A 22,691-nucleotide genomic window follows, 5' to 3' on the forward strand; every position below is an offset into this window, starting at 1 on the left:
AACGTAGGTTGTACAAATCAGTTTGAAATTATTCTCTTTATACGTAAGCTTTCTAAAACAAAACCCGTGACAACAATCACGGGTCTTTACATTCATTTCAATTTCTTGATCTCTTCCGTCAGCTCTTTGAATTTTTGGTCAAGCTCACGATATTGTTTATCAGCCGGAGTCATGAAGCTGAGCTTTCCGAGGACTTCCTGCCGTTCGGTTTCAAGCTTTAACCGCAGCTCTTCAATATCATCTCTGGCGGCGGGGGATTCTTTCCATTGTTTTTGAACGCTGCCGTTCGTGATATCAAGCCGGATGTCTGTCGTCTTTTCGAGAAAGTAGCGATCGTGCGATACGATGATGAGCGTACCGTCGTATTGAGCCAATGTGTCTTCAAGCTGCTCGCGTGACGGCAGGTCAAGGTGGTTTGTCGGTTCATCCAGAATCAGCACATCTTTCTCCTCCAGAATAAACGCCATCAGCTTGCATTTGACCCGCTCTCCCATGCTCATCTTGCCGATGGGTTCCGTCCATTGCGCTGCGGTAAATCCTAAATGCTTCATGAGGGATTGAACATTTCCCCTTGCTTCGAACGTTTCTTTGTGAAAAAGCTGTTCGGGGGTTTTATCAAGCGGGAGGTCGAATACTTCCTGCGTTAAATATCCGACGTTTGCAGACGGAGATATCCATATGCTTCCCTGCGCTTTTTCCTGACCGAGAATGACCTTCAATAATGTTGTTTTCCCGCTCCCGTTCGGGCCTGTAATGGCAATCTTTTCGCCGTGCATAACAGTGAAATTCACGTTTTTGAACAGTGTTCGGCCGTCATACGATTTTGTGAGATCACGTACTTCTAAAAAACGCTTTCCCGCTTTTTTGCGGTGCTCAATGGAAAAACGGACTTCATACTCCGCCTCCACCGGTTCTGCTTTCGCTTTTTCAAGCTCTTTTTCAAGACGCTTCCGTTTTGATTTAATCTGGGCGTCCGTGCGTTTTGCTTTTACGCGATGGTATTCTTTAAAGCCTTCTATTTTCGTTGATTGGGCATGGGCTTTTGCTGACCAGGCGCTCAGCTCGTTCATTTGAGCTTCAATCCGTCTGATCATATGCTGCTGATTCTCATATTCCCGCTGCTGTGTCAGTCTTCTCTGTTTGCGGACCTCCATATAGCTTGAATAATTCCCTTTATGTTCAATGAGTTTCTTTCCTTCGATCGACCAGATTTTTGTCGCCGCCGCATCCAAAAATGCACGGTCATGTGATACGAAAATAATGGTGCCCTTATAGTTCTTGATCTGATTAAGCAATATGTCTAAACTTTGCTGATCGAGGTGGTTCGTCGGTTCATCTAATAACAAAAGACCGCTTGAGGAGGAGAATCCTTTGGCAAGCCGGGCTTTCAGTTTTTCTCCGCCGCTTAATTGTGAAAAGGTGCGGGCGGGCACGTTCCATTTTTCTAACAGGGCTGCTTCTGCAGGCTCCGGTTGGCCGGAATCATAAGCTTCCGTTTCTTGTTCCACCATATAGATGTTCACATCTTGCAGCATCTGAATCTGTCCTTGTGACGGCGCTGTTTTATTGCAGATCATTTGCAGCAATAAAGATTTGCCGGCGCCATTTTTGCCGATAACGCCGATGATGTCGCCCTGCTGAACGCTTGCGCTGATCTGTTGAAAAAGGGGCACACTGTTGATTTCATAACTGATGCCGCTTAATTTTAATATTTCTTTCATATGTCAATCCCTCGCTTTAAAGGGAGGACAAAAAAATCCTCCCAATTGATTTGGAAGGATTAGCCGTACCTGTGCATGATCAAATAAGCTATTTTCACATAGCTTTCGTATCGTATAGAAAATGGGCAGACTAATCCTATTTTTTCTGATTTGAAATATTTGATTTCAAACGGTCAAAATAAGATTAGTTAATCATTGTCCACCCATCGTCCCTTCGTATTTGTTACAAACAGTGTAGCACACACCTACCTGTAAGAGCAAAGGGTATTCGCCTTTTTATTCCAGATTCGAGGCTTCCCACTCTTCTTCTAACACGGCATAATAATATTCACCCCACCAGTCATTTTCATGGGGGATGCATTTTTTGAAGAAACCTTCCCGTCTCATTCCGATCTTTTCCATCACCCGGTGCGAAGCCGTATTTTCCGGCTGGCATGTCGCAATGATTCGGTGTAATTTCATCTCGTTAAACCCGAATGCCAGCACGGCGCGTGCAGCCTCTGAAGCATATCCTTTGCCCTGATATTCCGGGTGAAACACCCAGCCGATTTCATACGTATGGTCGCCAAAATACTTAAAAAAAGCAATGTGACCAATGACCGTTTTTTCATCCTTCAATAAAACGGGATACTTTTCAGCATGTTCACCGCTGTTTTCAATAACGAATTTCTTGGCGTCTTCTTCGGAAAAGACGCCCTCCGGTATATACTTCATGACCTCCGGATTTGACGTGTACTCATAAACGTCTTGCCAATCTTCACGTTCAAATGTCCGGATCACGAGTCTGTCGGTTTTGATCTTCATTTTACATTCTCCCATCCAAAAGGTTTCATCCTAATACTTCGATCGAAAAGATGCAAAAACCTTTGAGCGGGGAGGGCGATATAAAAAGCCTGCAGCTGTACACTGCAGGCGGTTATTTCTCATTGGCGGCGGCAGGCAGGTTAGTAAAGCCGAATTGCCCTCCGACAGCTTCTTTTACTTCATGAATAACGATAAATGATTTCGGATCAATTTTTTGAACGTGTTTTTTGATTTTCAGCAATTCGTTCTTCTTAATGACGACATAGATAATGCGCTTGTCTTTGCTTCCGTAATACCCGTATCCGTAAAAAATCGTCGCCGCGTTGCCGTATTCGGACGTGATGGCTTTGGCGATCTCTTCGTATTGGTCGGACATAATGGTGAGAGCTTTTTTATTATGGAAACCTTCAATGACAATATCGACGATTTTGGCGCACAGATAAACAAATATAAACGTATACAGCATATGATTGATGCCGATCGCTAGAACGGACGCGAAAATAATGACGCAATCCATATAAAACATGCTTTTGGAGATGTTAAAGCCCTTTGTATAATTCAATAAATAAGCCAAAAGCGTGGTTCCGCCGGTAGATCCGTCAGCGATAAAGATCAATGCCAGCCCCGCTCCCATCAGCAGAGCGCCGAATACAATCCCGAGCACCATGTCGTGCACGCCGAATGGAATAAAGCTGACGATGCTGAGAAAAACAGAAGTCATTCCCGTGCCGAGTATCGTATATAAAATTGTCTTTTTCGTTAAAAATTTATAAGCCAGCCCGATAAAAATCAAATTTACAACCAGAGTTGTAATGCTTGCAGGTATATGGAAAAGATAATATAAAACGAGAGCGATTCCCACGGTGCTGCCGTCCCCCAGATGATTCGGGATGACGAAAAATTCCACGGATGCCGCGATAAGAAAGGCTCCGGCCATAATCATCAGTATATCCTTGCAAATATTCTTCATGTGCAAACCTCCTCCGCAGTCAAAAATATATACAAAACAAAAACGCCTCAAAAATTATCCAGCAGAACTAAATAATTTTTAAGACGAATCATTCACAATCTCGTTTGTTCATTCAGTAAAGAATGATCAGCTTCAATATCGAAGATTATATAGACACCTTCACATCTTGTCAATGACGTAAAAATTGAATTTTCTATTGTATATATGAGGTTTGAATGAAATAAAAACAAGGAATTATATCAGAAGAGTTTTTATTCTCTAAACTATTGATTAGAGAAATGGAATAAAGCAGCAAAGAAGGGATGAGAACATTGGAACGAATTTTTATCAGTCCGGCTAAATATGTGCAGGGAAAAAACGCAATTGAAAAGATCGGCGGACACCTTGAGGGCGTTGGTGAAAAAGCAATCGTCATTGCAGACAAAACCGTATGGGATATCGCGGGTCACAAAGTGACGGCTGAATTAAAGAAAAGCAGCATTTCGGCTGAAGAGGCGGTTTTCAACGGGGAAGCCTCCCAAGAAGAAATGAAAAGAATTGCGGGCATCGCAGAGAAAGCGGGCGCGTCCATTGTAATCGGAGTCGGCGGCGGTAAAACGCTTGATACGGCCAAAGCGGTATCAGATGAAATAAACGGCTACACTGTTATCGTGCCGACGGCCGCTTCGACGGATGCCCCGACAAGCGGGCTGTCTGTCGTGTATTCTGAACAAGGCGCGTTTGAAAATTATCGTTTCTATCATAAAAATCCTGATCTGGTTCTGGTCGATACGAAAATCGTCGCAGAAGCTCCGCCGCGCTTTTTAGCATCAGGGATTGCCGATGCGATGGCGACGTGGATAGAGGCGCGCAGTGTCATCGCCAGCGGCGGAAAAACGATGGCAGGCGGAATTCCCACAATCGCCGGAGAGGCTATCGCGGAAAAATGTGAGGAAGTTCTGTTCAAATACGGCCGTCTCGCTTATGAGTCTGTAAAAGCGAAAGCCGTTACGCCCGCATTGGAAGCGGTGGTTGAAGCCAATACACTTCTGAGCGGACTGGGATTTGAAAGCGGCGGCTTGGCTGCGGCGCATGCCATTCACAACGGCTTCACCGCGCTTGAAGGAGAAATTCATCACTTAACCCACGGTGAAAAAGTGGCATTCGGCACGCTCGTTCAGTTGGCGCTGGAGAAACGTTCGCTTGAAGAAATTGAGCGGTATATTGCGTTTTATATCAGCTTGGGGCTGCCTGTCACACTTGAAGACATCAAATTAAAAGACGCTTCGAAAGAGGATATTATGAAAGTGGCAGAAGCCGCGACGATTGAGGAAGAAACGATTCATGCCGCTTTTGATGTGACGGCTGATGACGTGGCGGATGCTATCATAGCGGCCGACCAATACGCAAAAGCGTTTAAAGAAAAGCATGCGTAAACATTTTCATCGCGCGATTTGAAACCAAGGGCTGTGACGGCTCTTGGTTTTTTTATGTCTTCTTGCCCTGCTTGAAAACTTTTAAAAATAAAGAAAAAATTATGATACAATATACAAATGTTTTGAGAGACTAACAAAGGAAAGGTGGGAACGATATGCTGCATAATCCGACCGGCAAGGAGCGGCTTGCGCTGGCTTTTCTTCTCGGCATGCTTGCGATACTGGGGCCGCTGAATATAGATATGTATCTGCCGAGTTTCCCTGAAATCGCTGAAGATTTAAGCGCCCGCGCATCACTTGTCCAGCTCAGTTTAACCGCATGTCTGATCGGACTGACAATCGGACAGGTTGTTGTCGGCCCGTTAAGTGACGCGAAGGGAAGAAGAAAACCGTTATTACTATGTATTTTTTTATTTGCTTTGTTTTCTCTGTTTTGCGCGCTTGCACCGAACATTACAACATTAGTGATTGCCCGTTTTCTTCAAGGATTCACCGCTTCGGCGGGGCTCGTTCTGTCCCGTGCGATCGTCAGAGATGTGTTTACGGGAAGAGAGCTTTCTAAGTTTTTCTCGCTACTGATGGTCATTACCGCCGTCGCGCCGATGGTGGCGCCGATGACGGGAGGCGCGATTTTACTGCTCCCGTTTGCATCATGGCATACGATTTTTCTCTTTTTAACCGTTATCGGGTTTTTGCTTGTTCTCATCATTGCGCTCAAGCTGACAGAAACCCTCCCGCCGGAAAAGCGGATTCCGAGTTCCATCGGAAATTCCGTGCGGACAATGGGAAGCCTGCTGAAAGACCGGTCATTTATCGGCTATGCGCTGACGGTCGGCTTTATTCACGGCGGGAGCTTTGCGTATGTTTCCGGGACGCCTTTTGTGTATCAGGATATTTACGGAGTCTCGCCGCAGGTATTCAGTATTTTATTCGGCATAAACGGTCTGGCGATCATTTCCGGAAGTTTTATCATCGGGCGTTTCGGCGGAATCATTCATGAAAAAAGCCTGCTGAGAATCGGCGTGATTACAGCGATGACGGCGACTGCCGTTCTGCTCGTCATGACGATCATTCACGGGCCGCTGGCGGCACTGGTGATTTCAATTTTTATTTATATGATTACGATCGGCATGACGCTGACAAGCACCTTTACATTGGCGATGGAAAAGCAGGGACACCGCGCGGGAAGCGCAAGCGCACTGCTCGGCATGCTTCCGCTTCTTCTCGGTTCCATCGTGTCGCCGCTTGTCGGAATGAATGAAGCGACGGCCGTCCCGATGGGGGCGATTATGTTTACGACATCCGTTATCGGTTCCATCGCGTTTTTCACCTTAACAACTAAACCGGAGAAAGCAAAAAAGGAGTGAAATGATTCACTCCTTTTTTTTGTTCCGTTATTCATATGTCTTGAGCACGATCGCTGAATTGTGCCCGCCAAAGCCGAATGAGTTGGAAAGGCCGATCGTTAACGATTGATGTCGCGGACCGTCTGATACATAGTCCAAATCACACGCCGAATCAGGGTTTTGCAGATTGATCGTCGGCGGGATGATGCCGTGTCTCAAGCTTTCTGTCAAAGCGATGGCTTCAACTCCGCCTGCCGCGCCAAGCATGTGGCCGAGCATTGATTTGTTTGCCGTGACCGGAATGTCATAGGCAAGCTCTCCGAATAATTTCTTGATGGCCAACGTTTCAGAGAGATCTCCGGCTTTTGTGCTTGTCGCATGGGCGCTTACGACATCAATGTCTTCCGCTGAAACGTTCGCCTTCTTCAAAGCATTTTTCATCGCCAGGTAAGCGCCCGTTCCTTCCGGATGAGAGGCCACCATATGATAGGCATCCGAGCTCGCGCCGTAGCCGAGCACCTCACAGAGGATCGGGGCGTTTCGGCTGATTGCGCTATCCAATGATTCTAATACTAAGATGCCTGCGCCTTCACTCATGACAAATCCATCACGATCCGCGTCAAACGGCCGGCTTGCCGCGGCGGGATCTTCGTTTCTTGCTGAAAGGGCGTGGGCATTGCCGAAGCTGGCCAGTGACAGATTGGTAATCGCCGCCTCCGCGCCCCCGGCAAACATGATATCCGCGTCATCATTCCGAATGGCGTTGAATGCTTCCCCGATCGACGTATTGCCGATGGAACACGCGGTCACCGGAGAAAGTGAGGGGCCGAGCGCGCCTAATCTGATGCTGATTTGAGCGGCTGCCGCATTTGAGATCATCATAGGGACAAGGCTCGGGCTCACTTTTCGCGCTCCCCGTTCATTTAAAGTATGAACATTCTCAATCAAAGTCGTGATGCCGCCGATTCCGGAGCCGACGTACACGCCGAGGCGTTCACGGTCAATCTGATCGAGCTGAATTTCGGAGCTTTCCAGCGCCTGTTCCGCTGCCGCTAAAGCAAACTGGCTGAAACGGTCAAGCCGTCTCGCTTCTTTTCTGCCCCATCTTTCTTCTGCGTCAAAATCGCGGACGGTGCCGGCTATTTTTGTCTTGGAGCCGGAGACATCAAAAGAATCTATGAAAGAAATTCCCGATTTTCCTTCCGTCAGGTGTTTCCAAAATGTATTTACATCATTGCCGAGAGGTGAAATCACTCCCATTCCGGTGATTACAACTCTTTTCATGGTCATTCCTCCTTCGGTATGTATTTATTGTAACTCGCAATTATCCTATTACAAGTTGTTGTTTATCCTAGTATAATAAATACTAGGGTAGGAGAGGAGAGATTCGGAATGATATCAGAAGGAAGACTGCAGGCTCTTTCAGAGTTTTTAAAAACGCAGCGGGCCAAAATTTCTCCGCAGATGGCCGGCCTGCCGACGGGCACGCGAAGAAGAACGCCGGGACTCAGAAGAGAAGAGGTCGCGCAATTAGCCGGCGTAAGCACCACGTGGTATACGTGGCTGGAGCAGGGCAGAGACATTAAAGTGTCGGCAGGTGTATTGGACGCCGTTTCCGATGCGCTGCAGCTGAATAAAGATGAAAGAAATTATTTGTACGCGCTTGCCATTGATGAGGGTGTGAAACAGCCGTTTACCGCGGAGGAAGAAGCGGTCATCAGCCCGTCCCTTTCGAAAATCCTGCAGGAGCTCCGTTATTGTCCCACCATTATCTCGGACAGGCGGTGTCATATCGTAGGGTGGAACCAGGCGGCGGCTCACGTGTTTTTAGATTTTGAACAAATTCCCCCCGAAAAACGGAATCTCATAGAGCTATTGTTTTCAAGAAAAGAATTAAGAAGTCTAGCCGTGAACTGGGAGCATTTTGTGAAAGGTTTCATTGCCATTTTCAGAACGTATTACGGCCAGTATGTAGCGGATACGTGGTATTCTCAGTTTATAGAGGAAATGGAGAAGACATATTCAGAGTTTCATACGCTGTGGAATGAGAGCGAAGTCAGCTCGGCTCCCGAAGTATTAATTGAGTTCCGCCACGCGAAGGCGGGAAAAATGGTCTTTAATCTGACTTCTTTTCAGGTTCAGGGAAACAGTGACCTGCGCTGCAGCGTGTATACGCCGGTAGATCATACCGAAACGGAAGCAAAGCTGAAAAAGCTCTTCGAAAACAGGTGAAAACAGAAAAAAACGGGAGGCCGCCGCCTTCCGTTCAGTTTAAAATAAAAGCATCAGACCGGCGATGGCCGGTGTTAAAAAGATAGCTGATTTCAGAATGACTTTCGGCACGAGATTGGTGAATTTCGCTCCGACATATGCGCCGCACATCGTTCCGATCAGCACTTTGACCAACAGCATATAGTCGACAAACCCTTCCGTCACATAACCGAGACCTCCGCCGACTGCAAGCGGGATAATGACTAGCATGGTTGTGCCGACCGACTGGCGGATGGATAAGCGCAAAAGAATCATTAAGCCGATTTGGATGATAGGGGCGGAGCCGATGCCGAATGTTCCGGACAAGATTCCTGCGATGATACCGAGAACAACGGCTTTCACCCATATGTTCAGATTGCTTTGCGGTCCGGTGTCCTCTTGTGTTTCTTTTAAAATAAATAACCGGACTAAAATCAATAGAGCAGATAAAAACAGCATGCCCGCCGTCAAGTAATGCAGCAAATCTGCGGGGATAAGAGAAGTAAGTCTGGCCCCGAAAAATGAACCGAATGCCGCAAAAACGCCGACGATGAGACCGATTTTCATCTGAATATTGCCTTCACGGTAGTGGCTGAAAGCCCCGGACAAACTTGTGAAAGCCATTCCGGCTAAGGAAGTGCCCAAAGCCGTGTGAATCGGTACGTGAAAAAGTATGGTTAAAAGTGCAATGACAAAGCCGGCTCCCCCCGCGCCGATAAACCCGAGAATAATCCCGAGCAGAAACATAACGAGTATAATAAGCACAATCTTCTCCTCCATTTAGATGGCTGATGACAATGTTTCGATCCGCTGTACCAGATGTTTTGCGATCGACCGTTGTCCGTCGACCGTCGTTCAATATCTTTATGTTACCTCAAATTTAAAGTATTGGCAAGAAGCCGGAATGCTTTTATACAGCGCTCTGCAGCTCTTTGACCATCACTTTTTCCCCGTTTGAGTCCAGCTCTCCATTGAATCTAAAGCCGAATTTTTGATAAAGGCGCAGTGCGTGCACGTTATCTTCAAACAGGCTTAAATAAATCCGTCTGCAACCATATAATTGAGCGAGATGATGGATAAGGGCATCAAGCATCAGTCTGCCTAATCCCCGTCCCTGGTATCGTTCATCAATGAAAAAACGGTCAAGCCACACTCTGCCGTTTTTATTTTCTTCATCATATTCCGGAAACCAGCCGTACATGGCAAAGCCGACCAACTCCCCGTCAACATAAAGGCCGGCCGGCTGATAATGCCGGCAATCCTCAGCATCTTGTAAACACTCTTCCGCGGTTTCAATAAATAAAGCCTGGCTTTCACTTACATGAAGCGCCAGTATATCGGCACGGTTTTCTTCCGTCACTGCTCTGATTTCAATCGTCATCCTTCATACTCCTCTTCCGCTTTTTCTGAAGATCATCCAATGATCATCATAAAGGATATGGTTGCCATATCGTCAAGGAGGTATTATGAGCGAAGACGTCAAAAAATACTTCCTAACGGTTGAATTCCAAAACTCTTTCATCCGGCAGGGGGGAGAACCGGCCCCAGTCTCATCGGCGGAAAAACTGGGGTTTAATGAACCGGCAGCATTTTCTGTATTCGTGAAAACATAAAGATCGGCAGGTGATTGAAAATGGAGCCAAAATGGCTTGAATGGGCAAAACAGCTTCAATCCGCGGCGCAAGCGGGGCTGGCTTATTCCAAAGACATATATGATATTGAGAGATTTGAAGAAATAAGAAAAATAAGCGTGGATATCATGGCGCATCATACCGGCATCGACAAAAGGATCATCAAAGACGTATTCGCCGATGACACGGGCTATCCCACTCCGAAAGTTGATATCAGAGCGGCAGTTTTTAAAGATCAGAGCATATTAATGGTAAGAGAGAAAAGCGACGGCAGATGGGCGCTGCCGGGCGGGTGGGCCGATATCGGGATCTCTCCGGGCGAAGCAGCTGTCAAGGAAGTAAAAGAGGAATCGGGCATTGACGTAAAGCCGGTCAAACTGTTAGCTGTAATGGATAAGAAATGCCATTCCCATCCGCCGTCCGCTGCCCACGTTTACAAAGTGTTTATCAAATGTGAGATCATCGGCGGACAGCTCAGGGAGGGAACGGAAACCAGCGCGGCCGCTTTTTTTGCAGAAACGGAGCTGCCGCCGCTGTCTGAAGCCCGCAATACGGAAAGTCAGATTGAAAGGATGTTTGCATATCTCAAACATCCGGACGAACCCGTTTATTTTGATTAAGGCAGCAAGCAGGAAAAAGAGAGGAACTGGTTCAGAACCATTTCACTTATGAATGATCCGGCCTGTGATAGAGATGGTAAATCATCAGGCCGGGTTTTAAGAGTCTGCCTGTTTCGGTGTGGTGCGCCCCTTAAAAAACCGTTTTTGAAAAATCGATAATCCTGCGGGCAATTTCTGTCGGTTTTTCCTCGGGGACGTAATGGCCGCAGCCTTTTACCTCATATCCGCTGACTTCACGAATTGATTCTCTCCATGTGTCAAGCACGGGAAGGCCGGCTAAGTTCCCTTTTTCTCCCCACAGCAAAAGCGTGGGAACATCCAGTTTTTTCTGTGCTTCCTTTTCTGAACGATATCTCGGCAAATCAATGTGATAAGCGGCTCTGTAGTCGTTAAGCGCAGCTTGGACAGCGCCGGGCTGCTTCCAGGCGGCTAAGTACCGGTCCCAGGCGCCGTCTGATGTCAGCAGGTCAAAAAGCCCGTCACCTCTGCTTAATAAAAATCTAAGATATTCCTCTTCTTTTCCTCTTATTAATTCTTCCGGCAGATGGGGAACGACTTGAAATGTCCAGTGCCAGTATTTTTTTGCCGCTTCAGCTGCCGTCAGAGAATCATAGACGTATTCAGTCGGCATAATGTCAATGAGCACAAGGCCTGCCGCCAGCTCCGGAGCATCTAAAGCGAGCCGCCTTGCTACCCTGGCGCCTCTGTCATGCCCGGCAATTAACGCTTTTTGTATATGCAGGCGGCGCATCAGACCTTGTATATCGCTTGCCATCGTTTTGTTATCATAGCCGTTTATGCCGCCCGGCTTTTCAGAATCGCCGTAGCCCCTCAGATCAACAGCGATGACTCTATGAGAAGCGGCAAGCGTCGGAATTACATAACGCCACGTCACCCAGCTTTGCGGAAAGCCGTGCAGGAGAATGACGGGGGGAGCCTCCTCCTTTCCCGCAAAGACGTAATGAAGGCGGATGCCATTTACCTCAATTGAATCATGGGTCACATGCTTTTCAAATTGTTCACGAAAAGAATCCATTTTCTCTCTCCTTATAAAATGTTATTTTTTTATTTGAGAAATAATAGCGGAAGTGACGTCTTCCGTTGAATGTTTTCCGCCGACGTCCGGGGTCAGGACGCCGCTGTTTGTGACCGTTTCAATTGATTGCAGGAGGAGATTGCCCAGCTCCTCTTCTCCGAATGAATCGAGCATTAATTTAGCCGTCCATATTTGGCCGATAGGGTTGGCAATCCCTTTTCCGACAATATCCGGAGCGGAGCCGTGAACAGGCTCAAACATGGAAGGGTATTTGCCGTTTACATTGATGTTGGCGGCGGGAGCGATCCCGATGCTTCCCATAATCGCCGCGCCGATATCTGTCAGCACATCTCCGAACAGGTTTGAAGCGACAATGACATCGAAGCGCTCTGGGTGAGTGACAAAAAAGGCCGCCAGTGCGTCAATATGCTGCGAGTCCGTTTCAATCCCGGCATACTCCTGGCTGACCTCTTTAAAGATGTCATCCCAAAACGGCATCGAGTGAACAATACCGTTGGATTTCGTCGCGCTTGTGACGTGTTTTTTCCGATTTGCCGCCAGTTCAAAGGCATACCGCATCACTCTTTCCGTTCCTCTGCGGGAAAAGACCGCGTTTTGAATGGCGATTTCGTCTTCGCCCTGATACATTCTGCCGCCGACAGAGCTGTACTCGCCCTCACTGTTTTCCCGGACGACCAGCAGATCAAAATCCTTAGGGTTAACGAGAGGGGACGTGATGCCCGGCAGCAGCTTCGCCGGCCGCACATTGATCACCTGTTCAAATTCCCGGCGTATCTTGATGAGCAGCCCCCACAGCGAAACATGGTCGGGGACGAGCTTTTGATTCCCTACCGCTCCTAAAAACAAAGCATCAAAGTGCTGTAACGTTTCTAATCCATCATCCGGCATCATGGTTCCGTGCTCCAAGTAATACTCGCAGCTCCACGGAAAAGAAGTAAAATCGAATGCCATGCCCCCATGTAATTCGGCGATTGCGTTCAACACCCGCTCCGCTTGCGGAACGACTTCTTTTCCCACACCGTCCCCCGGTATGCTGGCAATCTTGTATGTTTTCATATTCCATCCCCCCTGAATGAATTGTTTCGGTTTACGGCAGACCGTCGACCGTCGTTTGTTATAATTCCATATTACGCCACATTCGCTATGCTGACAAGCTCGGGAATGTTGCTTCCATAGATAAACTGTTATATGATCTTGGTAACAATAAGGCCTAAATTGTATGAAGAGGTAGGAAAGATGGATAACTTTAAATTAGATAAGCCAACCCCGTATTATCTGCAATTTTATTCCCAATTGAAAAAAATGATATTTGACGGGATTTTTAAACCGGGAGAACGGCTGAATGAAACACAGCTGGCCAAGGATTTCGGAGTCAGCCGGTCGCCGGTCAGAGAAGCGATGCGGCTCCTTGAAAAGGACGGACTTCTGACGGCAGACGATCGAAACGGCTTTGTCATCTATTCTTTATCCGTAAAGGATGTTGAAGAGATTTATCAAATCAGAATGTCACTTGAATCACTGGCGGTCGAACTCGTCATTGATGAAGCGGCTGAGAGTGAAATTGAACTCATCGAAAAACAGCTGCGGGAGACGGAAGAAGCCATCCATAAAGGCGTCAAAGAGACGGAGATTATTTCCTTGAATGAAACGTTTCATCAGCTCCTTGTGGAGTTCAGCCATAACAGTCAGCTGGCCAAGCTGCTTGAGCATGTCAATGTGCTGATTCATTTTTGCAGAGTCCTTAATTTTAAAGGGGATGACCGTGCGGAAGTGATCTTACATGAGCACCGGAAAGTCTTTGAAGAAATAAAAAAAGGCGACAAAACAAAAGCTGTGCACTATATGACGGAACATCTCAAGCACGATGCAGAACATCTGAAAGGCGTGCTGAAAGCACAAGAAACAGACGAATCATCACGATAGACAAGGCGAAAAGCCTTGTCCTTTTTTTTGCGGTGTCATCAAACTGCAATAAAGACCTGACTGATGTTTCTTGCATGATTTTTTCTGCTCATTTATGATGGATATGGAAAAAGCGCAAAAAAGGCAAAGGAGTTTGAAAATGGCAAAACATATTCTCATGGTCAATTTTCCCGCAGAAGGACACGTAAACCCGACCCTCGGTATGACAAAGGCCTTCAGTGAACGGGGCGATCACGTTCATTATATCTCAACGGAAAAATACAAAAGCAGGCTGGAAGGAGTAGGGGCGGAGGTTCACCTTCACCGCGATCTGCTCAGAATGACACCCATTGATCCAGACAGCCCGTCCGGCATACTGCCATTCTTAAAAATTCATATCAAAACGTCACTGGAGATTTTACATATTGTGCAGCGTCTGGCTGAGGACATTCAATTCGACGCCGTCTATTATGATAAATTCGGTGCGGGAGAGCTGGTGAGAGATTATCTCAACATTCCCGGCATCTCTTCTTCAGCATCCTTCCTGCTCAACGAAGACGGCCTGAAAACCCTCCCGCTCCATCCGGAATCGGGCGTGCCGTTTCAGCCGGATAGGGAATGTGAAGAGCTGTTGGCTGAGATGAAAGACAAATACGGCGTTGCTCCTGACAGCCTGCTCCAATTTATGAACAACACGGGTGAACTGAACGTCGTCTATACAAGCAGATATTTTCAGCCCGAAAGCGAGACGTTCGGAGATGAGTATTTATTTATCAGTCCAAGTTTTCCGAAGAGAAAGGGGCACGCCGACTTCCCGATTGATTCTTTAAAGGATGAAAAAGTCATTTATATTTCAATGGGGACGGTACTCTGGGACACGGAAGCGTTTTTCAATCTGTGCATAGACGCGTTCTCAGATTTTGAAGGCAAGGTTGTCATCGCCGCCGGAGAAATAGCCGATCTGTCGAAAATCAAACAGGCGCCGGAAAACTTTATCATCGCTCCATACGTGCCGCAGCTTGAGGTGCTGGAGCAGGCTGACCTATTTGTTACACATGGCGGAATGAACAGTGTAAATGAAGGCATTCATTATCAAGTGCCGCTGGTTGTCATCCCGCATGATAAAGATCAGCCGATGATTGCACGCCGCCTGACTGAACTGAATGCCGGCTATACAGTGCAAAAAGATGAATTAAGCGCTGAAAAGTTAAAGCTTGCTGCAGAAGAAGTGCTGCATAACCGGAAATATAAACAAGGCATTCAAGCCATTAACGAAAGCTTTAAAGAATGCATGGACATGAAAGATGTTCTGGCCCGGATCGACCGGTTTATTGAACAAAAAAAATAATACACGAAAAAAGCCTGTTTCCGCTGTAAAAAGGGAAACAGGCTTTTTATAAAGACTCTTAGATGATGTGATGCTCTTCATTTGCGAGTTTGATAAGAGTCAGAAGAGATTCTGCCTCACGTGCGCCGAGTGTTTTTTCCAGACGGTCTTTTTCAAAGATCTGCTGGCCGAAAACATTCACGGACGCCTGATCTACTGTCGCGTGCCAGTCCTTTTGTGAATGATTCTCAGAAAAAGAGAAGACAAACACAGCAAAGACCGCTATAAGCATCGCCTTGACCCAAAATTTTTGCCGGTTTCCTGCTGTTGACATAGGCCGCCTCCTAAACGATCATTTTACAGTATTAGATCATATATGAGCTGTTTTTAATAGAGTAAAGAAGTATTATTTTCAGGTAGTTCGAATGGTATGGAGCACCGCCGGATGCACGCGGGTCAGGCAGATGCGCCAATTCATAGTTTGTTCATATTTTATTAAAAGTTTATCCAACCCTGTCCTTTACAGTAGGTATAACCACAAACCTACTGCTGAAAGGGGCCTGAAAATGCATATTCATTTGATGAACAAAAACCAGTTTGTGAGTGATTTGGAGGCGGCAGGATTCAGCCGTCAGGCAGATGATATTATCGGCAAAATGAAAGAGTACGTAACGGAATGCGCGGCTTCATCCGAACGGTTCCTGATTGAAATTCAAACCGTCATGAACGAATACAAAGCTGTCGTCTGTGCGATGTTTTCAACTATGGAAATTGCCGGGGCAAAAAAAGATGAGAAGCATGTTGAATTCGAAGCCTGTACTGTATTGTGTGAATAAAAGATCGTCATAAAAACACCGCGGCTTCTGATTATCATCGTATATTTACCAACATGTGCCTTTTTAGGAATAATATTGAAACCCATATAAAAGCCATTCGTATAAAAGAGAAATACAGTTTTTATATGGGGGATAATAATGAAGGATAAGAAAAAACAAGCTTTTGAACAGCTTTTCAGCACTTTAGACGGAAGGCATGAAATAAACGGAGCTGTTTTAGCGGCAGAAAACGGCCGCATTTTATATCAGGGTTCATTCGGAACTGCAGAACTGGAAACAAACAGGATGCTGAATGACCGCTCTGTCTTTGAATTAGCCTCAGTATCGAAGCCGTTTACTGCTCTCGGGATTATGAAGTTAGAGCAGCAGGGGAAGCTGCGGTATGACGATATGATAGAGCGGTGGCTTCCTGATTTTCCTTATCCGGGCATTACCATTCGGCATTTACTTCATCATACGTCAGGATTGCCGGATTATATGGAGCTGTTCTTAACACATTGGGACCGGGACAGAATTGCCGTTAATCAAGATGTGATTGATATGCTTAAGCAGCATAAACCGGATGCTTATTTCCCGCCGGGTAAGGGGTGGCTTTACAGTAATACGGGGTATGTTGTGTTAGCGGTTATGATTGAAATTGTATCAGGCATGAGTTTTGCTGAATTTATGCAGCAAGCTGTATTTCATCCGCTCCGTATGAACGATACGCGGGTTTATAACAGAAGGCTGAGTAAAGAAAACATCCCGAACTATGCATATGGCTATGTCTATGATGTGCATTCCGGAGAGTATGTCCTGCCTGATGAACTTGAGGAAACCAATTATGTCGTCTTCCTTGACGGCATTCAAGGTGACGGAACCGTTAACTCCGCGATAAGAGATTTATATCTGTTTGATCAGGCTCTTTATACGGAAGAAATCATCAGCAAAGAGACGAAAGACCAAGCTTTTACACCTGGCTATTGGAATGAAGAAGAGCACTTCGGGTATGGATTTGGCTGGATGATTCAAAACAGCCCCCAAAAAGGGAAGGTTGTCAGTCACGACGGAGGCTGGCCGGGCTATTCAACTCTGATGATCCGTTATATTGACCACAATAAAACACTGATCTATCTCAGCAATATGGAACAACCGTATCAATTTGAACAAGCTGTGATTTCCGCGGCTGTAAAGATCTTATTTGATCAGCCATACGAGATTCCGAAACGTCCGGCGGATCAGAAAAAAGCAGATATCGATCCTGCGATTTACAGCAGATTTATCGGTGATTACTCATTTCAGGATGATACCCATGCATCGGTGGCGGTAAAAGAAAATCGATTGTATCTTACTATAGACGGGCAGACACCATTCGAATTATTCCCAATGACGGAAACCCGTTATTTTGTCCGGGCGCTGCCGCTTGAAATTGAATTTGCCGGCGATAAAGACCAAGCGGCCTCACATTTCGTTTTATATCAAGACGGCACAGAAGAAACCGCTCTGCGAATAGACTGAGTGACATACAAAAAAACCGCCGTCCTGAGAAGACGGCGGTAATAGAAAAGTCAAACCCCTTTGATGACGCGAAATTTCCTTTTCGGCTCTGACATGAATATAGAAGAGAAAATCATAGCTCCGAGCATGGTGATGTATTCCATATAAAGTGAAACCTCTGCCAAAATCAAACCTGCAACCATTAAAACAGCGCCCAATACCACCGCAAAAACCTTCGTTTTCATGATGAGTTCCCCCTATTATCTGATAATTGAATTATACTGCATTTCCATTAATGTGTACATTTTGTGAACAATTTCACCTGACGAAAGGCAATGAAGAGAGATTTGAAGAATTAGGAGAGGTGACCGGCTGCAATTCATCTTTTGTTTTACTGACGAACCGAAAGGGAAAAGTAAAAAATCAAAAAGGCAAAGGAGTTCTTGAAATGAAAGCAAGATTATTTTTATTCAGCATGTTTCTCCTCATTCCCGTCCTGGCGCTTGCCGGATGCAACAGCCAATCTTCAGGAGGAAGCGAAAAAGCGAAAGACAAAGAAACGCACGCTCACGAAGACATGAATCACTCAGGTTCATCCGAGGTGCCGAAAGGTTTAAAGAAGGCCGAAAATCCGACTTATAAAGTCGGCAGTGACGTCATGATTTTAGCTTCTCATATGAAGGGCATGAAAAATGCGCAAGGAACGGTAACAGGTGCTTATGATACAACGGTTTACAGTGTATCTTACACGCCGACAACTGGAGGAAAGCGCGTTAAAGATCATAAATGGGTCATTCAGGAAGAATTAAAGGGCGCCGGTGATAAGACGTTAAAGCCGGGTGACAAGGCCGTCATCGAGGCATCCCATATGAAAGGCATGAAGGGCGCCGAAGCCGTTATTGATTCAGCCAAAAAGACAACCGTTTATATGGTCGACTATACACCGACGGACGGCGGCCAAAAAGTAACGAACCATAAATGGGTGACAGAAGACGAGCTTTCCGCCGCAAAATAAAAAAAGACCGCAAAAGCCGAAGGAACTCCTTTGGCTTTTTTGCGGTCTCACACTTATGCGGATTTTCTTTTCAAAGCGGGTCTCGTTAAAGAAAACACAGCTAACGCGACAGCGATAATGACAATCAAACCGCCGCACCAGGCGGTTGCTGTGACAGAACCCGTTTGTCTGATCACGCCGCCGCCGATGGCTGACCCGAGCGCAATGCCGATTTGCAAAGCGGATGTATTGAAGCTTTGCTGAATATCGGAAGACTCAGGCGCAATTTTAATCAAATAACTTTGCTGCGCCGGCGCAAGGCTCCAGCTGAGCAATCCCCAGATCACCATCGCAGGCAGGAAAATGATTAAAGAAACCGTTGACAGCGGAAGGATAAACAGGATCAAAGCGAAAGAAACAGTCACAAGCATGATGCTTTTAAATGATCCCAAACGGTCATACAGCCAGCCGCCGAACGGTCCGCCGCATACCGCTGACAGGCCGAACAAAAAGTAGCATACACTGACCCAAACGGAACTCAAATGAAGCGTTGTTTCCAAAAAAGGCGCAAAGTAGGCATAGAGTGTGTAATGCCCAGCCAGTGTAAACAAGGTGACAAGATGTGCGCTGGCAATTTTGGCGTTCCAGACCGTCTTGATCTGCTCACGAAACGGAATCATTTTTTCAGCAGGTATTTTTTCAAAAAAGACGCTGATAATCAGCATGGAAACAAGAGATAATACGCCGATTCCCAAAAACAGAACGCGCCATCCGAAAGCATTGCTGATGATAATGCCGACAGGCACGCCTAAAGCGATTGCGGAGCTGAAGCCCATGAAAATGATGCCGATCGCCCGCGCTCTGTATTCCGGCGCTACGATTTTAGGGGCAATCGTTAAAGAAAGGACGACAATCAGTCCCGTACTCATGGAAGCGAGCACCCGTGACACCATCAGCACGGCGAAATTAGGACTGAAATAAGCGACCAGATTACTCAGGAAGAAAACAAAAAGTGCGATTAAATAAAGCCGCTTTCGTTCAGCTTTTGCCGTCACTGCCAAAAGCAGCGGGCCGGATACCGCGTAACCGAGCGCAAATACGCTGATCAGCTGCCCCGCGCTGACGATGGATATATCTAAGTCGGAAGCGATTTGCGGGAGAATACCGCCCACAATTAATTCAACCAATCCGACTGCAATAGTAGATGCTGCAAGCAGAAATACTTTGAAATTCATGTACAGATACTCCTTTTTTTATTTTTTAGAAAATAAAAAATCCTGATTACAAAAAGTGTGCGGGACAATTTTTTGTAATCAGGATTTTACGGTTCCTGGTAGACACCCTCAAACCATATCATTGAGGTTATACAATGTATACAATATTCGTTTGTGTCCGTTTCTGCAAAGAATTCTACCATAATAGTGAGAGAGATTCCATAGAAAATTCGAGGAAATCCTTTCAATTTCAACAGCGGGTCATTGATGAAGCAGAAAAAAATTTATGATAACCATAAGGAGTCTATACAGATCAAACATTACACAGCCGGAGGAAACCGATGAATAAATACGAAAAAATCGCCGCCGCCATGACAAGTTCGTCGTGACGTCAGTCAATTTAAAACGTTCATAAAGCGCCGAAGTGTGAGAGAAATCTCACTTTTTTTCGTTGCGGCTGATTTACATCTTCGCTTCATTTATGTTATATTACCCAATGATAGAATCATCCTACAAATTACAGAGGTGTTTTGATGGAGATATCCAAAACAAGCAGACTGTCGCTCGTAGAACAAGTGGTGGCGCAAATTGAATCGTTAATACAATCGGATAAATGGCCGGTCGGGACGCGCATTCCCCCTGAGCTGGATTTAATGAAGCAATTTGATGTGAGCCGAAACACATTACGTGAGGCCATTCGGGCGCTCGTACATGCCGGCCTTCTTCAGACTAGGCAGGGGAGCGGTACGTATGTCAGCTCATCCAGTGTCCTCGGCGCGGCATTTTACCGCCATATTAAAAAATCAAATTTGCTTGAAACATTAGAAGTCAGATACGCACTTGAGAGAGAAGCTGCACGATTGGCGGCCCAAAGGCGTAATGACGAAGACCTGAAAGCACTGAAGGCATGCTTAGATGAATGTGAAGCGGCCTTGCAAAATGAAGATCGAAAACGGTATGCCGAAGCTGACATTAAACTGCACAAAACAATTGTACAGGCGGCCCATAACAATATGCTTTCTGATCTATACGAGCATATGACGGATGCGCTTTGTGCGTCAGTCCATAATCTCTTGGAAATTACGCCTGCTATCCGGATCCACACCCAGCTTGCCGCTGCGATTGCCGGACAGAAACCGGATGAGGCCATGGAGGCCGTCAACCAATACATCACAGTATTTAAAGATACAATACACATGGAGGATGAACATGAAAATTGAAGACGAACATCAAATTCTGCAAGCAAGTCAGCGTAAAAAACTGATATTGCTGGTTATCGGAGTCATATTGATAGGGGCCAACCTCAGAGCGCCTCTGACATCGGTCGGACCGCTCGTTTCCTCAATTCGGGACAGCCTCGGAATGACCAATGCGGCTGCCGGCACCATTACGACAGTGCCGCTTTTGGCCTTTGCATGTCTGTCGCCGTTTGTTCCTTTATTGTCCCGGCGCTTCGGGACCGAGATTGTCTTACTGTCATCATTAATTGTCCTGACAGCCGGAACTCTGCTGCGCTCCATCGCAGGGATCGGCACTCTCTTTTTCGGAACGATCCTGTTAGGATTGTCGATCGCCGTATGCAACGTCCTGCTGCCGAGTCTCATTAAACATAAGTTTCCCGGAAATTTAGGCGTCATGACCGGCGTCTACTCGGTTTCTATGAATCTGTGCGGCGCGATTGCATCCGGCATCAGCGTTCCGATCGCCTCCTCAGCGGGGTTAGGCTGGAAAGGCGCGCTCGGCTGCTGGGCTATCCTTTCTTTCATTGCGCTTATCATGTGGATTCCGCAAATGAAAGGACGCGAACTGCCCGTCCGCACGACTGGGACAAATGGAGAGAAGAAAAGCAGTCTGCTGCGGTCTCCTCTGGCTTGGAAGGTGACGTTGTTCATGGGGCTGCAATCCCTTATTTTTTACACCATCATCGCTTGGCTGCCGGAAATTCTTCAGCAGAATGGACTCAGCTCAAGTAAGGCGGGATGGATGCTTTCATTAATGCAATTCTCAGTCCTGCCGATTACTTTTATCGTGCCGATCGCTGCCGCTAAAATGAAAAACCAGCGCGCACTCGCCGGACTGACGGCTTTATTTTTCCTTATCGGCATTGCCGGCGTTCTTTTCGGAAGCCCGGCTCTCACTCCGCTATGGGTCATTTTGATCGGAATTGCGGGAGGCTGTGCGTTCAGTCTGGCAATGATGTTCTTCAGCCTGCGGACCCGCCATGTCCATGAAGCCGCGGCGCTTTCGGGAATGGCCCAGTCATTCGGATATTTGCTTGCCGCGTTCGGACCGCTCGTATTCGGCCTGCTGCATGATATCACGCACGGCTGGACGGTTCCGTTATTCATGCTGATCGCGGTCTCCGTTCTGATTTTCATTTTCGGTGTCGGGGCCGGAAAAGCAGAACAGATTAAAACTGCATAAAAAAACAAAGGGTCTGCTTAGGGCCCTTTGTTTTTTATTTAAAAAGCTGTCTCCGGACATCACGTTGTCAGTTTCAAACCGATGACCCCGATGAGGATAAGCCCCAGAGACACCAATTGTGACAGATTGAATTTTTCTTTAAACCAAAGTATACCCACGGCTGATACGCCGATGCTTCCCATCCCGGTCCAAGCCGCATACGCGACACCTGTGGGAAGAACCTGCATCGCTCCGGAAAGGCAAAAGAATGAAAGCATAAAGCCTGTTACCATGACAATCAGCGGCCACTTTTTTTTAAAACCGTCAATATGTTTCATGGCAACGGCCGCTACAACTTCCTCCGCTCCGGCAATAAATAACAGCAGCCAAGCCATTAATGTTCACCCCTTGTTTCAGTTTCTTTCGTAAATACCTTCATTCCTAAAATACCGGACAACAGCAGAGCCAAAAAGAAGATTTGCCCGATTGAAAAAGGTTCTCCTAAAATGACGCCCGTTACATATGTGCCGACGGTGCCTATTCCGACAAAAACGGTGTATGCGGCAGCCATCGGTATTTTTTTATAAGAACGAATCAACATCAGGAAGCTGACGGCAATCAGCAGGAAAATACCGATCCAATCAATGAGCGAGTCCGCATGTTTCAGAGCGGACGCCCAAACCACTTCTAACAGTCCGGCTATCAGTACAAGCAGCCAATACATT

Annotated in this window: 24 protein-coding genes and 1 riboswitch; of the genes, 11 read left to right on the forward strand and 13 right to left on the reverse strand. The window is 46.6% G+C overall.

Translation table 11 applies throughout. The features are described 5' to 3' along the window. Positions 1-92: 92 nt before the first annotated feature. The 3 genes from abc-f to AADZ70_RS17795 all read right to left on the reverse strand — a co-directional run bounded on the left by abc-f (position 93) and on the right by AADZ70_RS17795 (position 3,495). The gene (abc-f, locus tag AADZ70_RS17785; protein ID WP_342007413.1) at positions 93-1,721 is read right to left on the reverse strand and encodes an ABC-F type ribosomal protection protein; all 1,629 of its coding nucleotides are present in this window, start codon (positions 1,719-1,721) and stop codon (positions 93-95) included. Positions 1,722-1,997: 276 nt separating this feature from the next. Continuing rightward, positions 1,998-2,525: a GNAT family N-acetyltransferase gene (locus AADZ70_RS17790; RefSeq protein WP_342007414.1), complete on the reverse strand. Its 528-nt coding sequence runs from the start codon at positions 2,523-2,525 to the stop codon at positions 1,998-2,000. A gap of 112 nt (positions 2,526-2,637) precedes the next feature. After that, the gene (locus tag AADZ70_RS17795) at positions 2,638-3,495 is read right to left on the reverse strand and encodes a YitT family protein (protein ID WP_003156057.1); all 858 of its coding nucleotides are present in this window, start codon (positions 3,493-3,495) and stop codon (positions 2,638-2,640) included. Between the two features lie 302 nt (positions 3,496-3,797). Here AADZ70_RS17795 and AADZ70_RS17800 point away from each other — a divergent pair, with 302 nt between their 5' ends. Continuing rightward, the gene (locus AADZ70_RS17800; protein WP_047478279.1) at positions 3,798-4,910 is read left to right on the forward strand and encodes a glycerol dehydrogenase; all 1,113 of its coding nucleotides are present in this window, start codon (positions 3,798-3,800) and stop codon (positions 4,908-4,910) included. Between the two features lie 155 nt (positions 4,911-5,065). Beyond that, the gene (locus AADZ70_RS17805) at positions 5,066-6,277 is read left to right on the forward strand and encodes a Bcr/CflA family efflux MFS transporter (protein ID WP_045926951.1); all 1,212 of its coding nucleotides are present in this window, start codon (positions 5,066-5,068) and stop codon (positions 6,275-6,277) included. 27 nt (positions 6,278-6,304) lie between these two features. On the opposite strand, the gene fabF is transcribed toward AADZ70_RS17805, so the two are convergent. Next, positions 6,305-7,540 carry a beta-ketoacyl-ACP synthase II gene (gene fabF, locus AADZ70_RS17810; protein ID WP_342007415.1) on the reverse strand — a complete coding sequence of 412 codons (1,236 nt, stop codon included), beginning with the start codon at positions 7,538-7,540 and terminating at the stop codon, positions 6,305-6,307. Between the two features lie 108 nt (positions 7,541-7,648). Between fabF and AADZ70_RS17815 the strand changes: the two genes are divergently transcribed. Then, complete coding sequence (locus AADZ70_RS17815; protein ID WP_342007416.1) at positions 7,649-8,488, forward strand: helix-turn-helix transcriptional regulator; 840 nt, start codon at positions 7,649-7,651, stop codon at positions 8,486-8,488. Between the two features lie 39 nt (positions 8,489-8,527). On the opposite strand, the gene AADZ70_RS17820 is transcribed toward AADZ70_RS17815, so the two are convergent. Beyond that, positions 8,528-9,271 (reverse strand): sulfite exporter TauE/SafE family protein, encoded by a 744-nt coding sequence (locus AADZ70_RS17820; RefSeq protein WP_342007417.1) that lies wholly within the window; start codon positions 9,269-9,271, stop codon positions 8,528-8,530. A 145-nt stretch (positions 9,272-9,416) separates the two neighbouring features. Further along, entirely contained in the window at positions 9,417-9,887 is a 471-nt protein-coding gene (locus tag AADZ70_RS17825) for a GNAT family N-acetyltransferase (RefSeq protein WP_342007418.1), read from the reverse strand. Between the two features lie 252 nt (positions 9,888-10,139). Between AADZ70_RS17825 and AADZ70_RS17830 the strand changes: the two genes are divergently transcribed. Further along, positions 10,140-10,757: an NUDIX hydrolase gene (locus AADZ70_RS17830; protein WP_342007419.1), complete on the forward strand. Its 618-nt coding sequence runs from the start codon at positions 10,140-10,142 to the stop codon at positions 10,755-10,757. Between the two features lie 130 nt (positions 10,758-10,887). Here AADZ70_RS17830 and AADZ70_RS17835 read toward each other — a convergent pair whose 3' ends face one another. Together AADZ70_RS17835 and AADZ70_RS17840 are read right to left on the reverse strand one after the other, a co-directional pair. Further along, positions 10,888-11,793 (reverse strand): alpha/beta hydrolase, encoded by a 906-nt coding sequence (locus AADZ70_RS17835; RefSeq protein WP_099744150.1) that lies wholly within the window; start codon positions 11,791-11,793, stop codon positions 10,888-10,890. 21 nt (positions 11,794-11,814) lie between these two features. Continuing rightward, the gene (locus tag AADZ70_RS17840) at positions 11,815-12,870 is read right to left on the reverse strand and encodes a tartrate dehydrogenase (RefSeq protein ID WP_016937090.1); all 1,056 of its coding nucleotides are present in this window, start codon (positions 12,868-12,870) and stop codon (positions 11,815-11,817) included. 180 nt (positions 12,871-13,050) lie between these two features. On the opposite strand from AADZ70_RS17840, the gene AADZ70_RS17845 reads away from it, so the two are divergent. Further along, complete coding sequence (locus AADZ70_RS17845) at positions 13,051-13,737, forward strand: GntR family transcriptional regulator (RefSeq protein ID WP_029575258.1); 687 nt, start codon at positions 13,051-13,053, stop codon at positions 13,735-13,737. A gap of 139 nt (positions 13,738-13,876) precedes the next feature. Further along, positions 13,877-15,064 carry a macrolide family glycosyltransferase gene (locus tag AADZ70_RS17850; RefSeq protein WP_016937089.1) on the forward strand — a complete coding sequence of 396 codons (1,188 nt, stop codon included), beginning with the start codon at positions 13,877-13,879 and terminating at the stop codon, positions 15,062-15,064. Positions 15,065-15,122: 58 nt separating this feature from the next. Here AADZ70_RS17850 and AADZ70_RS17855 read toward each other — a convergent pair whose 3' ends face one another. Further along, a complete protein-coding gene (locus tag AADZ70_RS17855; protein ID WP_016937088.1) occupies positions 15,123-15,377 on the reverse strand; it encodes a hypothetical protein in 255 nt (84 codons plus the stop codon). A 232-nt stretch (positions 15,378-15,609) separates the two neighbouring features. On the opposite strand from AADZ70_RS17855, the gene AADZ70_RS17860 reads away from it, so the two are divergent. Both AADZ70_RS17860 and AADZ70_RS17865 read left to right on the forward strand, forming a co-directional pair. Continuing rightward, positions 15,610-15,879: a hypothetical protein gene (locus AADZ70_RS17860; protein WP_342007420.1), complete on the forward strand. Its 270-nt coding sequence runs from the start codon at positions 15,610-15,612 to the stop codon at positions 15,877-15,879. Positions 15,880-16,017: 138 nt separating this feature from the next. Further along, the gene (locus AADZ70_RS17865) at positions 16,018-17,376 is read left to right on the forward strand and encodes a serine hydrolase (RefSeq protein ID WP_342007421.1); all 1,359 of its coding nucleotides are present in this window, start codon (positions 16,018-16,020) and stop codon (positions 17,374-17,376) included. Between the two features lie 50 nt (positions 17,377-17,426). Here the strand turns inward: AADZ70_RS17865 and AADZ70_RS17870 are convergent, their stop codons facing one another. Next, complete coding sequence (locus AADZ70_RS17870) at positions 17,427-17,600, reverse strand: hypothetical protein (protein WP_016937085.1); 174 nt, start codon at positions 17,598-17,600, stop codon at positions 17,427-17,429. Positions 17,601-17,803: 203 nt separating this feature from the next. Here AADZ70_RS17870 and AADZ70_RS17875 point away from each other — a divergent pair, with 203 nt between their 5' ends. Continuing rightward, entirely contained in the window at positions 17,804-18,370 is a 567-nt protein-coding gene (locus tag AADZ70_RS17875; RefSeq protein ID WP_029575257.1) for a YdhK family protein, read from the forward strand. 53 nt (positions 18,371-18,423) lie between these two features. On the opposite strand, the gene AADZ70_RS17880 is transcribed toward AADZ70_RS17875, so the two are convergent. Continuing rightward, positions 18,424-19,584, reverse strand: a complete 1,161-nt coding sequence (locus AADZ70_RS17880) for an MFS transporter (RefSeq protein WP_016937083.1) — start codon at positions 19,582-19,584, stop codon at positions 18,424-18,426. A 55-nt stretch (positions 19,585-19,639) separates the two neighbouring features. Beyond that, a riboswitch (purine riboswitch) is annotated at positions 19,640-19,739 on the reverse strand. Positions 19,740-20,096: 357 nt separating this feature from the next. Here AADZ70_RS17880 and AADZ70_RS17885 point away from each other — a divergent pair. Together AADZ70_RS17885 and AADZ70_RS17890 are read left to right on the forward strand one after the other, a co-directional pair. Continuing rightward, positions 20,097-20,783, forward strand: a complete 687-nt coding sequence (locus tag AADZ70_RS17885) for a FadR/GntR family transcriptional regulator (RefSeq protein ID WP_016937082.1) — start codon at positions 20,097-20,099, stop codon at positions 20,781-20,783. After that, entirely contained in the window at positions 20,773-21,987 is a 1,215-nt protein-coding gene (locus AADZ70_RS17890) for an MFS transporter (RefSeq protein WP_188154809.1), read from the forward strand. Before AADZ70_RS17885 ends, AADZ70_RS17890 begins: the two co-directional genes overlap by 11 nt. 59 nt (positions 21,988-22,046) lie before the next feature. Here AADZ70_RS17890 and AADZ70_RS17895 read toward each other — a convergent pair whose 3' ends face one another. Together AADZ70_RS17895 and AADZ70_RS17900 are read right to left on the reverse strand one after the other, a co-directional pair. Continuing rightward, positions 22,047-22,361 carry a multidrug efflux SMR transporter gene (locus tag AADZ70_RS17895; RefSeq protein ID WP_007409295.1) on the reverse strand — a complete coding sequence of 105 codons (315 nt, stop codon included), beginning with the start codon at positions 22,359-22,361 and terminating at the stop codon, positions 22,047-22,049. Further along, positions 22,361-22,690 carry a multidrug efflux SMR transporter gene (locus AADZ70_RS17900; RefSeq protein WP_016937080.1) on the reverse strand — a complete coding sequence of 110 codons (330 nt, stop codon included), beginning with the start codon at positions 22,688-22,690 and terminating at the stop codon, positions 22,361-22,363. The genes AADZ70_RS17895 and AADZ70_RS17900 overlap by 1 nt, the downstream gene beginning before the upstream one ends. Between the last annotated feature and the right edge of the window lies 1 nt (position 22,691).

It is taken from the genome of Bacillus sp. YBsi01, assembly GCF_038406745.1.
GTDB lineage: Bacteria > Bacillota > Bacilli > Bacillales > Bacillaceae > Bacillus > Bacillus siamensis.